This window comes from Candidatus Falkowbacteria bacterium (genome assembly GCA_026396835.1).
GTDB lineage: Bacteria > Patescibacteriota > Patescibacteriia > Patescibacteriales > Patescibacteriaceae > Patescibacterium.
Map to the genome: position 1 here is coordinate 111,302 of JAPLWA010000004.1, position 13,885 is coordinate 125,186.

Here is a 13,885-nt window from a genome sequence, read left to right on the forward strand (position 1 = left end):
AATTAATAAATTACCTATCATTTTATTGGCCATAGTACTTAACTTACTCGCTTTTTGGCCAATAGTATGGAATATAGTAAAAATAATCATTAATTTTTTTAAGTAAAAGCAAGGGAGAGAAATGAAGAAACTAAATAAAGCTGCAGCAATTGCCGTGGGTAGTTCAATCTTTGCCTGGGGTTTTATAATTTACGGTCTTTATAGCTTTGGCTGGCTTAGCTGGGTTCGTCCTTTAGGCAAGCTCGTTTTGGCTGGTCTCTCAGCATTAAGATAAACGATAAAAGAAAGGGGATGTTTTGATTTATAGTATTATGGCCTTTAAGGGGAATTCGCCGACTCTAGAAATCATGCAATCGCAAAAGGTTGACGTTGGAATATTTTCATATTCATACAAAGAAAGCCACATTTTTATTAAAAAAGAAGGAAGCAAGGATCTTTTGAAGTTAATTAAAGCTATCATTGATGTTCCGATGTATTTTAAAGAAAATGTTGATGGATTAGTTTGTTTTGAAGCTAAAGAGGCATTCCCTTATTTAATAAGGTGCCTTGAAAAAAATTCAAGCTTCACTGTTATAGAAGAATTTTAAGAGTCAGCAAAAGAGCCTGTTGTTCTATCGCAGGCTCTTCTTTTTTTTACTTAAATCGACAGGCAGCTTAACATTTGTTATGATTAAAAAATAATATGTAAATTGTATATGCCTGAATCAATTGAAAATATAGCTCAAAATAATATAGCAGAGGAGTCAATGGTAGAAAAATTATTGGCGACTAAAGAGCGTTTGGCTTCTGATTTGGTTGACGTAGAATCTAAGCTAGAAAATACTGAACTTGAAATGGAATATAAAAATTTCTATTATATAAAACGCGATAATCTTAGAAATGTTTTAGTAGAAATAGATAAGAGTATAGTTGAGTTTAAGGCGACTGAAGTTGCTTAGGGAAATAAAAAAAGTAGAGGCACGGCTAGCGTGTCTCTATTTTTTTTTATTTATTTAAATCATTTTCTTAACCGTTGCTGTTGCTTTGCTGAGTGGGATTGTTATTTGTTTGCCGCTTTTCATGTTTTTAATGGTGATTGATTTTTTCTTGACTTCATCTTCGCCAATCAAAATCGCTAGAGGAATCTTTAATTTATCAACATAAGATAATTGTTTACCAGCTTTAGCAAAGGCCGGGTAAACAAAAGCATTGATATTGGCTTGGTTTAGAGTTGCGGCGACGTTCAAGCAATAATTAGCAACTTCTTTAGAGAAGGGAATAATCAAGGCCTTAGCTGGGCTAGCTGAACCAGTGCTTAATCTATCTTTAATAGCGCTAAATAATCGAGAGATTCCGATTGAAATACCAACGCCCGATAGGTTTTCTTTACTGTAATGGCTAACTAAGTTGTCATAACGACCGCCGCCACCAACACTACCAATTTCAGGATTTTTACTTAAAGTTGTTTCAAAAACTACGCCAGTATAATAATCAAGACCGCGAGCAATCTTTAAATCAAGCACAAAATCCTTAGCCTTTAGTCCGCTAGTTAGTAGGTATTGATTAAGTTCTTTAAGATCAGCTAAAGCTTTTTCAAAATCAGTATGTTTAATAGCTAAGCTGTCTAATTTTTCTAAAACCTTTTTAGCTTCTCCGTTAATATTAACAAACTCAAAAATTTCTTTAATATCATTTTGCTTTAAGCCAGCTTCAATTAATTCTTCTTCAACTGCTTTGGCTGGTTTTTTGTTTAACTTATCAATGGCGCGTAAGACAGCGCTGGTAAAAGAAGATAACTTTTTATTAGCCAGGAACCCGCCTAGTAAGCCGCGGTGACTAATATTGAAAATAGTATCAGTTAGGCCAAGGTTAATAAAAGCCTCATGCGCAGTCAATAAAACATCAGCGTCAGCTAAAGTGTCGTTACTGCCAATAATATCGATGTCGCATTGATAGAACTGTCTAAATCTTCCAGCTTGAGCTTTTTCAGCACGCCAAACTTCTTGAATTTGATAACGACGAAATGGCATTGCTAATTCATGGTAATGTTCGGCGACATAGCGAGCCAGGGGAATAGTTAAGTCAAAGCGCATAGCCAAGTCATTGTCGCCCTTGTTAAAGCGATAAACTTGTTTAGCGGTTTCGCCGCCTTCTTTAGCTAATAATACGCTAGCTAATTCTAGAGCTGGTGTCTCAATTGGGGAATAGCCGTGTTTTTCATAAGCTAGTCGAATAGCAGAAATCATGGCGTTAAAAGCCATCTGATCAGCTGGCAAAAACTCATTAAAACCACTAGGACGTTTTGGTGTAATCATATGGCTTTATTATATAGCAAAAACAAGGTCTAGACAACGAGTCTTATTTTAGCCTAATTGGAAAGATTGTTTTAATAATGATCTCTAATTAAAATAATTTTAAAAATATTTTTTATTTTTTATGATAAAATATTTTCTTTTATAAACAAAAAATAATTTTCTGTTTTAAAAAAATAAATTAAATAAACATGAATTAGTGATAATTATTTTTTTTAGCATTAGTAAAAAAATGTTAAAAAATTAATTTTCTTGTGGAAAACTGTTGATAACTTTTTCTTAACACTAGTTTAGTATATTGGTAGTTTTTTGATATTAATATTTATTTTTTTGTTAATTTTTTTGCTTTGTTTAATTTTATTAAAAAATAAGCCAATTTCGCAAAAAATCATAAAAATATTTTTTAATTAGTATTTTTTTGTTAATTAATTTCAGTTTATACAAAAACTAAAAATGTTTGTATCTTTCATTGTTTAGTTACTGTATTATTGGTATAATTAATAGTAAGAAATGATAACACAATCAAGCGAGATTACTCGCAAGATCATTTCTACGAAAGGGGGTGACATTATGCCTGCTAAGAAAAAAGCCAAGAAGACAGTTAAAAAGGCTGTCAAGAAAGTAGCTAAGAAGAAAACAGTTAAAAAGGCTGTTAAGAAAGTTGCTAAGAAAAAAGCTACCAAAAAGAAGAAATAGTTTTTAATTTGGAACAAAAACCCTGCCTTTGGGCGGGGTTTTTGTATTAGTAGAATAATGGACTTTTTAGCCCTGCTTAGATATACTGAAAATATCTAATTTTTAAAATATGTCTAAAGAATTACAGTCTAAAATAAAGGAAATAACTGAGCGCGGCGTTGAACGGGTTTATCCTAGTAAAGAAGTAATGGAGAAAGCTTTGGCTAGTGGAAAGACTCTTACTTTTTATGCTGGCTTTGATCCAAATGCCAAATCGCTTCATATTGGTAACGCTATTCAGTTAGCTAAATTGTCTCAACTACAAGCTGCTGGTCATAAGGTGATTTTTTTGGTTGGAGATTTTACAGCCATGATTGGTGATCCAACTGATAAGAAAGCTGCGCGCAAGCAACTTGATCGCGCCACTGTAAAAGAAAATTGTAAGGTTTGGAAAAAGCAGGCCAGTGCTTGGTTAAAATTTTCTGGAATTAATGCCGCTGAAATTAAATATAATAGTAAGTGGTACGATAAAATGTCGATTGAAGAGTTCATTCGTCTTGGTTCTAACTTCACAGTTCAGCAAATGATTATCCGTGATATGTTCCAAGAAAGAATTAAAGAAGAAAAACCAATTTATCTTCATGAATTTTTATATCCTTTGATTCAAGCTTATGATAGCGTGGCTATGGAAGTTGATGGCGAAGTTGGTGGTAATGATCAAACTTTTAATATGTTAGCTGGTCGTGATCTTATGAAAGCTTTAACTGGTAAAGAAAAGTTTGTTATTACCAGTAAATTATTAGTTGATAATGAAGGTAAGAAAATGGGTAAGTCTGAAGGCAACATTGTTAACTTAGACGAAACACCAGTCAATATGTATGGCAAAATTATGTCTTGGCCTGACGGCGTTTTGGCTTCAGCTTTTGAGCTTTGTACTCAATTAAGTTGGGATGAAGTTAAGAAAGTTCAAGAAAGACTTAAGAATACCACCTTAAATCCTCGTGATTTCAAAATGAAGCTAGCTCATGAAATAACTAAAATTTATCATGGTGCTAAACAAGCTGACGCGGCTGAAGAGAATTTTGTTAAAACTGTACAGAATAAAGAAGCTCCAGCTGAAATGGAAGTGATTAAAGCTAGTGACATGAATATTATTGATTTATTAATTCACGCTAAATTAACTGAATCTAAGAGTGAAGCTCGTCGTTTACTTGAGCAAGGCGGAATTAAAATTAATAATGAAGCGATTAAAGATGTAAATTATAAAGTAACTATTCCAGCTGAGGGTTTAACTATTCAAAAAGGCAAAAGAGAATATAGGAAGATTATAAAATTATAATTTTTTGTGTCAGCGTGCTAGGTATTTAAATAGGATTATTTATTGACTTCCGCTGGGTCCCCGCTTTCGCGGGGATGACATATAATAATGAAACATGTACGCGCTAGATAGAATAAAACATGAGCTAGCGTCCGAGCTCGGACACTTATTAAAAGCTAATATAAAAGCCGTTGATTTTGTGGCGCCACCACAAGAAGATTTAGGTGATTTAAGTTTGCCTTGTTTTGTTTTAGCTAAAGAGCTTAAGCAAAACCCGACGGAAGTTGCTAAAGACATAGCCAAAAATTTTAAACATAAATTTATTAAAGATTGTTCAGCGGCTGGCCCTTATTTGAATATTTCTTTGAGCGATGTTGCTTTTAATATTATTTTAGCTAACTTAGTTAAGTTTGATGCTAATTTTGGTTTTAACAAGAACGGCGCTGCCAAACGCGTCATGATTGAATATGCCAACCAAAACACTCATAAAGAATTGCATGTTGGTCACCTACGTAATTTAGCTTATGGTAATGCAATTAATCGAATTTTAACAGCCAATGGTTATAAAGTAATTCCCGTGTCTTATATAAATGATTTTGGAATTAACGTTGCTAAAACAATTTGGTGGCTTTATCACAAAGAAAATATTGAAGCCAGAAAGATATTAGCTATGGGGCCTGAGAATAAAGGTTATTTCTTGGGTCAGCAATATGCTCAATCAGTTGAACAGATTGAAAAAAATCCTGAGCAAAAAGGTGAAGTAGCGGAAGTTATGAAGCAACTTGAAAGTCGCCGGGGTGAGATTTATAAATTATGGAAGAAAACTAGACAGTGGAATATCAATCAGTTCGCTTTAGCCTATAAAGAGCTAGACATTAAATTCAAAACCATTTTTTATGAAAGTGATTTTATTAAAGAAGGTTTGAAAATGGTTAATGATCTAAAAAATAAGAAATTCTTAATTGATAGCGAAGGAGCTGTAATAGCTGATTTAGAACAGTACAAATTGGGTGTTTTAGTAGTTTTACGCTCTGATGGCACGGCTTTATACCCTGTAGCTGACCTAGCTTTGGCTGTAGAAAAGATAAAACGCTATAAGCTAGATGAATCGCTTTACATTGTTGATATGCGTCAGGAGCTATATTTTGACCAATTATTTAAGTTATTAGAACTATTAGGCTATGCTACTAAATTTGAACATTTGTCATATGACTATGTAAAATTGCCTTCTGGCATGATATCTTCGCGCAGTGGAAATATTATTCCTTATGAAGACTTGAAAGACATGGCTTTAGAAAAAGCTAAAGCTGAAATTGCGAAACGTCATGAAACTTGGACTAAAAAACAAATTAATGAAACTGCGCGCGTGATTGCTTTTGGTGCTTTGAAATTTGAGATGGTTAAAGTCGGATCATTAAAACAAATTACTTTTGATATTGATACAGCTTTACGCTTTGATGGTTTTACGGCCGCTTATTTACAATATACTTATGCTCGTATTCAAAGTATTAATCACAAAGCTGATAAAAAATTAAAACAGACTAAAGTTGATTGGAGTAAATTGATTGATAAGAAAGAAAAAGTTTTAATCATGCATTTAAGCAATTTCCCTGATACTATAGTTTTAGCTGGTGATAAAAAAGATCCAGCAGAAATTGCTAAATATTTATTTGATCTTGCACAGAAGACAAATGATTATTATCATGCCGTTTCGGTTTTGAAAGCTGATACCGTGACCGGCGCCGCACGTTTAGCTCTGTTAAATTCTGTTGCTTCAATTATTAAACAAGGACTTAAGTTGTTAGGCATTGAAACAATTAATGAAATGTAATATGCCAGAGAAAGATTTATATCAAGTTTCATTAAAGTTGATATTAAAAAATGATCAGGGCGAAATCCTTATTTTAAAATCTTTGGATGATAATGGTGTATTTTCAGGGTTTTACGATCTACCTGGCGGAAGGATTGACGACAATGAGTTTAATATTGATTTTACAGATATATTAAAAAGGGAAGTAGCCGAAGAAATTGGTGAAGTGAAAGTTTCGATTGTTAACAAACCAGTTGCTTTGGGTAGAGCACAATCGCACCGACTAAATAGTAGAGGAACCTATTCTCGTGTGTTGTATGTTTTTTTTGAAGCAGACTATCACGCTGGAGATATTACAATAAGTGAGGAGCATCTTGCCTATAAATGGATTAAGTTAGACGATGTAAAAATAGAAGATTATTTTGTTTCAGGAATTTTAGAAGGCATTAAAATGTACTTAGATTTATGATTAAGGAAAAAGATTTATATTTTTTAGCAGTTAAAGTTTTTCTTGAGAATAAGGGGAAGCTTTTTATTTCCAAAGATCGTTTTGGAGATTGGGACTTACCCGGCGGACGATTGTTGCCAGCTGAGTTTAATACATCTTTTGAAAAAGTTTTAGCTAGAAAAATTAAAGAAGAATTAGGAAAAAATGTAAAATATAAGTTAGGTCAGCCAATTGTTTTCATGCGCCATGAGCGTACTGAAATATTGCTTGACGGCAAAAAATCTAAACGTCGCATTTTTGCCATTGGTTATCAAGCAAAATATTTAGGCGGAGCAATTCAATTAGGTAAAAATCATGAACAAAGTAAGTGGTTGGAGATAAATAAATTAAAGCCCGAGATTTATTTTAAGGGCGGGTGGCTTAAAGGAATCAAGGACTATCTTAAAAAGACAAAAAAATAACCCTGTTAATAAAGTCGTTTTTTATTTTAGATTAGATATAATTCTAGTCGTTGTCGTAGTAAAATATTTTTGTTATACTGCTTCTAACCCCTCTTTTATATTATAAAAGAGTATGAAAGATGAAATATCTATGCCAGAACTCCTTCCGCTAATTCTCGAATCAGTGCAGGGTCTCCAGAATCAATTTAATGAATTCAGGAGTGATTTTTCTGATTTTAAAAATGAAGTAAATCAACGTTTTGATAAAATTGATCAAACTCTTAACTATCATGAAACTAGGTTAAGCAATATTGATAATCGTTTAGATGGCATGGTAGATAAAAACGATTTTAGAAGTTTAGTTAAAATTTTAGAAAGAAAAGAAATAATTTCTAAATACGAATCAGCTCATGTATTAAATACTATAAAAACAACCCCATAATCTGGGGTTGTTTTAAAATTTAAAATTTAATTGTTTAACGAACCACCGCGCCAAATCTTTCAATTGTTACTTCTTCTAGTTTCTTGTGTTTGGCATCAACCTCTTCATTAGTTAGAGTTCGATCAAGATGGCGATAAGTTGTACGGAAAGTATAGCTTTTTTTGTCTTTACCAAACTTTTCTTCGTTTTCATATTCATCAAGTAGTTTTACTTCTTCGACCATATCGCTACCAGCGATTTCGCGAACTAATTCATAATAGCCATTAAGATCAAAGCTTTTATCAACGATAAAGGAAATATCACGTACAACTGGCGGATATTTGCTAACAGCTTGGAAAACATGATCAATGTCAGCTAATTGCTTGGTCACGCGTTCATCAGTTGAGTAGAGTAGGCGAATATCAGGCAACTTTAATTTAATCATAGCTAAGCGGTCGGAGCCGAAACCAAAAGCCCAGGCATTATACTTTTCAGGATTAATGCCGAGATTTTTTATGACATTTGGGTGAGCGATACCGGCACCGAGAATTTCAATTAATTGTCCGTCCCATTCAATATTCATTTCTACGCTGGGGTCAGTGTAAGGGAAGTGGTCGACAATGAATTTATATTTAACGTCTTTGCCGTATAAGGCTTCACAAACTTCAATTAAAATTGCTTCAAGATCTGCCTGTTCTAAAACTTTAATGTCTTTTCTAATTACAAAGAAACCGTCAATCTGGTGCAAAATATTGGAATGTTGCCAATCGATTTCGTCGCGACGGTAACATTTACCAAAACTTAAAACTCCGATTGAGCCATTAGTCTCTAAGCGCTCTCTGATTTCAGGAATATCTAAATAGTATTTCCACATCAAGCTAGTGTGTGGGCGTAATACGTGATTTTCATCTAGGAAGTAGCTATCGCTAGCCGATCTGGCTGGATGATCTTTAGGAAAGTTAAACAAATCAAACACAACTTCGGGTGTAATTACCTCTGGTGTTTCAATTACATCTAGGTTTTTTAGACTAGGTAAGTTGAGCACGCGTTCAGTAACAATCTTTACTGGACTGCCATCTTGTTTACTTAAATCAGGCATGGCGATATAACGCTTTAAGCGCTGGCTCTCAGCGTCAGTTTTTTTATCTAATTCAGCGAACATTCTTTCTTGTTCGCTCATATCAGTTTTATAGTAGTGGCGTTGTAAGTGCGGAGCGTCGTACATTGATGACATAAATTTGAAATTGATAAGTAAAATAAAAGACCCTTTCTTTGGGTCTAGTGGTTTCTTATATAAAATATATTACCATAGACCCCTCTGTCTAAAGGGAAAGCTAAAGAAATTTAGAGTAAAGCTATGATTTATCATATACGATTAGTTTAGCTTATTGCTATTATATTTTCAAGTAATCATATTTTTTTAAATAAATGTTTAATATTAGGTATATTTTAATTACATATATTGACAAAATTAAGATAATATGATATATTTTAAAATCTTTTTATTGTTAGTTTTTTGAAAAATACTTGTCATTAAGTTAATCATTGAGTCTATTCTTTAGCTAAAGTAGGTTTGATAATTAACTTAATAACAACAAAAATAATTGAAAGGAAAATTCAATGTTAATAGCAATTTGGACATTGTCCGTGCTACTTTTAGTAGCTACTGTAACTCTTTACGGGCTTAATCGTAAAAGGAGTCTTTATAAAACTAAGTATGAGTGTTGTCTTGATAAGACAATGGAAGATCAAAATCGCTATGATGAGTTAAAAAATCGATACTATGCAATATCTAACTTAATACAGGCTTCGGAGGTTACTATTTTAGCAGTTTTTTCTCGTCTTGCTGATGTTGTAAAAACTAAAGAGAACAACAGCGATATAATGTTTATTCGTGCTTTAACTTATAAATATTTTGTAGGTCTTATAAACAGTAAATCAAAAGGCGGTAATTACAAATTTAAGGGTTTAGTTAATATGCTTATAATACATAAAGACGACGCAATGCCCTTTGACTTAATAACTATCTTCAATGATGTATTAGCAAAAGAATTTTCTCTATCTGATCTGGCCATTATTTACGCAGGGCTTATAATAGCGCACCCTGATAAATTTGTTCGCGGAGAAGAATCAAAGTTTTTTATCAATACATTTAGACATTCCATTTTGTCGGATCAGCTTTCTGAGAAACAACATTTTAATCAGCTTGTATCAAATATTCTTTCCGAGCACATTAATAATCCTGAAATTAAACTCGGCGAAGCAAGAAAAGCTATGCTTGCGTCTGATAAAGTTATGGTTTCAGAACTCCTAGGCCTTGAGACTGATAAATATGATGCAGAAATATAAAATAGCGAAGTAATTCTAAAGTTTAAAGCGTCACAATCATAACTGGTTGTGACGCGTTTTTTTATTATTTTAGTTAGCTTTTTTAGATATTTTTACTTATTGACAATCTGACCGCATGCTCCTAAGATATCCTCATGATCTTTGAAAACAATTAGTTAGGTTAAATACTAAAGGTCTTTATCTTAAGGACTTTGAGTTTTTAATCTAACTAAAAAAGGAGTAGAAATGTTTAATGAGTTTAAACATATTCTTCGAGCCTCTATCTTACCGCTCGTTGATAAAATAGACAAAACACCTTGGTATGTTCCACTCATACTTGGTATTTTGCTGCTAGTATTTATTTTTGCGTACTTAAAAATGAGAAGAGAAGTGGACAATTCGTCTTTGAGAGTCAGCTACTTTATCCTAAGAAATAGTTTGACTGAAAGCTTATTGCATTATAAAGATCTTGTTTTAGTACTCGCTAATTTAAACAAAGTCGTTAGTGTAGGCAATCGTCTATTTGCAAGAAAAATTCATGATTTAGATGTCTTTAATCTGGCAAGCAATTTAAAGCTATATTACAGACGACTTATAGCAGATAGAAATGTCGTCATCTCAAGCGTTATTTACGAATCATGTAAAGCAAGTTATTTGAACGATAAAGACATTTCGCCAAAAGAAGTGCTGGCTTCCACTATTTGCGACTTGCCGAAAACAAAAGATGTTGTGTTTCTTTATTATATAATTATAAATGAAATTACAACTCCTTTGGTGTTTAATGTTCAAAACTCGTCTTTGGTTGTTACTTTTATGAGAGATGATGTTTTCGAGAAGTTTTATAAGCCAGCTGATATTAGTTTATTCATAGCTTCTTTGGAAGCTGTTTTGAAAGAAGATTTGTATAAACTTGAATATCAAGACATAGCAGAAATAGTTGAAAGTAGTATAGAAAATTTAAAACTTAAATTATTAAAGCTTAACGAAAGCTTCGAGTAGTTCATTTTTAACGCCGCATAGTTCAACAAAATATAGTTATTCTATGCGGCTTTTTTATTAGTATTGACAAATAAGTAATAATATGATTTAATATTTGATTGCGATCTTTAACATAATGTTGCTTGAATTAGTAGCCGAGTTCGTCATAGAGGTGAATTTAGCTATTAATTCAAATAACAAAATATTCAATAAACCTAAACAAGGAGAAAAAATTGGGAATTTCATTTCATGTAATTTGTTATAGTCTTTTGGCTATCGCTCTAACAGTTGTTAGTGGTTTTCTTTTGAGAGTGAGCTGGCAGAAAAAATGCTTAGAAAATCAAAAAAATCTTACAAAGAAAATTTCAGATTTAAGGTGTAACGAAATCAACCTTATTAAAAAATTAATATTCTGGGAAGATGTTTCTGATGTGTTTAGTGCTGGAGCGCATATAATAGGTAGCCTCAAAAAGTTAAACACTGATCTACCGCCAGAAGAATCACATTTATTCAAGGTGCTGGCTAGAAGTTATTTTTTAGGTGTTTTTAATCAAATAGATAATCTTTTAGGTCAAGGATTATTCTTTGTTAAATTCTTTGCAGCTGCTAATTCAGGTTCAGGTATTGTTTGTGATAATATCTTTTTATCAAAATCAACACTCCTTGAGATACTGCAAAAGCTTAGTCCTGAAGATAAGGCAGGTATCTTATTGCAGTTAATAATAAATTGTCCTTCTAGCTTTGCAGAAAATAAAGACTATAAAACTTTTCTAATGTATATAGGGGAGGACCGTGACAATAATGCGATCATACATAGTCTTGAAGGTTTATATAAAACGCATTCTCTTCATGAAGGAGTTAATGAACTTGAAGTGGTTTATGCTAAACTATTACTTCTTTCATTAAAGCAGTCCATGCAAGCTAAGTAATTTTGTTCTTTCAAACGAGTCGAATCTAATAAAGATTCGACTTTTTTGATACTTTGTATATTATTGACAAAACCGTAAAAATTTAATATAGTATTTGATTACGATCTTTGACAAGAACCTAATTAAGTTAATTATTAAGCTCGTTTTTTAGCGGGTTTAATAATTAACTTAATTAAATAATAATAAAAATTAAATTTATTGAAAGGATAGAAAATGGGACAAGTAGATTTGTCAAATTATTGGCCAGTAATAGTCGTTGTTACTATTTATATAATAGCTCTATTTGCTGTCATATTCTCTTTTAGTTTTTTATTAGGGAGAAAGAATGAACAAAATACGTGGCTTGAACGTGAAGTTAAGTCGTTGAAAGCCGAAATAAAATCAGACGAAGAAAAAGCCAAAGAAAATGTCAAAAAATTGGTTAAGATTTTTTCTTCAATATTCCTTTTTAAGGAAAACTTAGAGAAATGCAAAAGTATTGAAGATGCTTATGAAGTCACTCGTAATTTATGTCTGACTTATCAAGTTAGCGAATTTTCATTCAATAAAAATCCTAACATTAAGCTGCATGGGCAGGTTAAGGCATTTTTAGAGGAAGCGCTAGTTTCATATTTCAAGACGAACCTATTGAGCCTTGATAATTCAGAGCTTAAGATATCTGTATTAACCAAAGCGATCAACTTCGCATGTAACAATTCATCAGACCCTATCTGCTTAATGATTAATGTAAAAAGGGTTATCGGAAATGTATTTATGTTATTAGAGTACAAAGAAAAGCTTGATGTTTATATAGCCGTCATCAAGAACCAGATAGTCGACAAAAATCTCCATTATATAATGGATTTAGAATTGTTTGTTGGTTATATAAAGAGTGATGATGTCTTTAAGAATAAAAAGTTTCATGATGATGCTAAGGTCATGATAGATGAACTCACAAAGGAAGTTAAAGATCCAGGGGTTATAAGATTCTTAGAAATGGTGGCCGGATTAACTGGCGTAAAACTTGGAGTTAAATAACAATAATTAATTAACAAAAAACATAAAATTTTTCGAAAGGGTAGTAAAATGGGACAAAATAACCCATATGTATGCTGGACAATAATTACCACTATCATTGGCCCTGCAGTCGCATTACTGGTCGCTGTTTTCTTTCTAATATTAGACTCCAGAAATAAGTATGAAAAGAATAAAAGGCTGGAGGCTGATAATCAGGTCTTGAAAACAGAAATAAAGTTAAACGAAACAAAAGCACAAGAAAAGATTGAAGAATATAGTAAAACTTCTTCATCAGTGTTTCTGTTTCACACTGAGTTAATGAATAGTACTAAAGTTGAAGAGGTTTTTATTATTACTCGCAATCTTTGTGTAAATCTTATAAAGAGCGATTATTATTACAAATGTAAAGCAAATCTTGATTGGTTTTTGAAGGTTTCTGATTATTTAGAGAACACTCTATATTTATTCTATGTTAAGATTGCGTTAAAAAGTGTAAATTCGGTGATTCAATCACATAACTTGGCAGAGATGGCTAAACTAGTTTGCAGTAAATATAAAGATGATTACATGCTGCTTAACGTAGTGAAAGTTGTTGCTAAAGTTTTCGCTTCACTGACTCATGAAGAAAAAGTAAATGCATATATCGAAATTGTTAAAAGACATATAACTGAATTGCATATTGTAAATAATGACGATATGATTTTCTTTCTTGTCTCAATAAAAAGTGACGCTTCCGCTAACAAGAAATTTTGCGATAGCTTTAAGAAAATGATGGATAATATCACTGACAGAGAGAAAGACCTTGCACTTAACAACTTTCTTGAGCTGGCTTATTCTTTAGCCTGTGGAAATTTAGAGGTTGAACAAAAAACATAAAGAAAGGAGCTTGATATGACTCAGAAGAAAAAGAGATCTCAAGAAAAAGATCTCGGCTTCGAAATGTTTTTTCAGGTTCTCGGTTACGCGTTTGTGTCCTTAGTAATTTCTGCTCTCGTTTACTTATCGAGTAGTTGGACACTGGGTAAATGCGCTTGGTTGGCCCTTGGAATTTTTGTTTGTGCATGCATATTTATTGATGTTGAAATTGAAGTAATACATGAAGCGCAGCCTGGCGGTAAGACAAAAAAGACAATTAAACGTACGTACTACTTGCTTGGTCACGCGTATGAAGAGAACGAAGAAGAATTAGAAGAAGAATAATTTTAGTCATATTTGGGGTTTTGCTTTATTAGCAAAACCCCTCTTTTTTTA

At 32.5% G+C, this 13,885-nt stretch carries 17 protein-coding genes; 15 read left to right on the forward strand and 2 right to left on the reverse strand.

Features of this window, described 5'->3' with window-relative positions; genetic code table 11:
- Positions 1 to 121 precede the first annotated feature (121 nt).
- The 3 genes from NTY12_01550 (at position 122) to NTY12_01560 (ending at position 938) form a co-directional block, all read left to right on the forward strand.
- Positions 122 to 274, forward strand: coding sequence for a hypothetical protein (locus NTY12_01550; protein ID MCX6792687.1), 153 nt, complete (start codon positions 122 to 124; stop codon positions 272 to 274).
- A 37-nt stretch (positions 275 to 311) separates the two neighbouring features.
- Positions 312 to 587 (forward strand): hypothetical protein, encoded by a 276-nt coding sequence (locus tag NTY12_01555; protein MCX6792688.1) that lies wholly within the window; start codon positions 312 to 314, stop codon positions 585 to 587.
- A gap of 108 nt (positions 588 to 695) precedes the next feature.
- Positions 696 to 938, forward strand: coding sequence for a hypothetical protein (locus NTY12_01560; protein MCX6792689.1), 243 nt, complete (start codon positions 696 to 698; stop codon positions 936 to 938).
- Between the two features lie 54 nt (positions 939 to 992).
- Here NTY12_01560 and hisS read toward each other — a convergent pair whose 3' ends face one another.
- Entirely contained in the window at positions 993 to 2,294 is a 1,302-nt protein-coding gene (hisS, locus tag NTY12_01565; protein MCX6792690.1) for a histidine--tRNA ligase, read from the reverse strand.
- 567 nt (positions 2,295 to 2,861) lie between these two features.
- On the opposite strand from hisS, the gene NTY12_01570 reads away from it, so the two are divergent.
- The 6 genes from NTY12_01570 to NTY12_01595 all read left to right on the forward strand — a co-directional run bounded on the left by NTY12_01570 (position 2,862) and on the right by NTY12_01595 (position 7,424).
- A complete protein-coding gene (locus NTY12_01570) occupies positions 2,862 to 2,987 on the forward strand; it encodes a hypothetical protein (protein ID MCX6792691.1) in 126 nt (41 codons plus the stop codon).
- A gap of 109 nt (positions 2,988 to 3,096) precedes the next feature.
- Positions 3,097 to 4,305, forward strand: coding sequence for a tyrosine--tRNA ligase (gene tyrS, locus NTY12_01575; protein ID MCX6792692.1), 1,209 nt, complete (start codon positions 3,097 to 3,099; stop codon positions 4,303 to 4,305).
- Between the two features lie 94 nt (positions 4,306 to 4,399).
- Positions 4,400 to 6,115 (forward strand): arginine--tRNA ligase, encoded by a 1,716-nt coding sequence (gene argS / locus NTY12_01580; protein MCX6792693.1) that lies wholly within the window; start codon positions 4,400 to 4,402, stop codon positions 6,113 to 6,115.
- A 1-nt stretch (position 6,116) separates the two neighbouring features.
- The gene (locus NTY12_01585) at positions 6,117 to 6,563 is read left to right on the forward strand and encodes an NUDIX domain-containing protein (GenBank protein ID MCX6792694.1); all 447 of its coding nucleotides are present in this window, start codon (positions 6,117 to 6,119) and stop codon (positions 6,561 to 6,563) included.
- Positions 6,560 to 7,003, forward strand: a complete 444-nt coding sequence (locus tag NTY12_01590) for an NUDIX domain-containing protein (protein ID MCX6792695.1) — start codon at positions 6,560 to 6,562, stop codon at positions 7,001 to 7,003. Before NTY12_01585 ends, NTY12_01590 begins: the two co-directional genes overlap by 4 nt.
- Positions 7,004 to 7,133: 130 nt before the next feature.
- Positions 7,134 to 7,424, forward strand: a complete 291-nt coding sequence (locus NTY12_01595; GenBank protein ID MCX6792696.1) for a hypothetical protein — start codon at positions 7,134 to 7,136, stop codon at positions 7,422 to 7,424.
- 34 nt (positions 7,425 to 7,458) lie between these two features.
- On the opposite strand, the gene NTY12_01600 is transcribed toward NTY12_01595, so the two are convergent.
- A complete protein-coding gene (locus tag NTY12_01600; GenBank protein ID MCX6792697.1) occupies positions 7,459 to 8,637 on the reverse strand; it encodes a hypothetical protein in 1,179 nt (392 codons plus the stop codon).
- Between the two features lie 506 nt (positions 8,638 to 9,143).
- Here NTY12_01600 and NTY12_01605 point away from each other — a divergent pair.
- The 6 genes from NTY12_01605 (at position 9,144) to NTY12_01630 (ending at position 13,834) form a co-directional block, all read left to right on the forward strand.
- Complete coding sequence (locus tag NTY12_01605) at positions 9,144 to 9,752, forward strand: hypothetical protein (protein MCX6792698.1); 609 nt, start codon at positions 9,144 to 9,146, stop codon at positions 9,750 to 9,752.
- A gap of 225 nt (positions 9,753 to 9,977) precedes the next feature.
- Entirely contained in the window at positions 9,978 to 10,730 is a 753-nt protein-coding gene (locus tag NTY12_01610) for a hypothetical protein (GenBank protein ID MCX6792699.1), read from the forward strand.
- A 248-nt stretch (positions 10,731 to 10,978) separates the two neighbouring features.
- On the forward strand, positions 10,979 to 11,638 hold the full coding sequence (locus tag NTY12_01615; GenBank protein MCX6792700.1) for a hypothetical protein: 660 nt from the start codon (positions 10,979 to 10,981) through the stop codon (positions 11,636 to 11,638).
- Between the two features lie 213 nt (positions 11,639 to 11,851).
- Positions 11,852 to 12,655, forward strand: a complete 804-nt coding sequence (locus tag NTY12_01620; protein ID MCX6792701.1) for a hypothetical protein — start codon at positions 11,852 to 11,854, stop codon at positions 12,653 to 12,655.
- Positions 12,656 to 12,703: 48 nt separating this feature from the next.
- Positions 12,704 to 13,510 carry a hypothetical protein gene (locus NTY12_01625; GenBank protein MCX6792702.1) on the forward strand — a complete coding sequence of 269 codons (807 nt, stop codon included), beginning with the start codon at positions 12,704 to 12,706 and terminating at the stop codon, positions 13,508 to 13,510.
- Between the two features lie 15 nt (positions 13,511 to 13,525).
- A complete protein-coding gene (locus NTY12_01630; GenBank protein MCX6792703.1) occupies positions 13,526 to 13,834 on the forward strand; it encodes a hypothetical protein in 309 nt (102 codons plus the stop codon).
- Positions 13,835 to 13,885 lie beyond the last annotated feature (51 nt).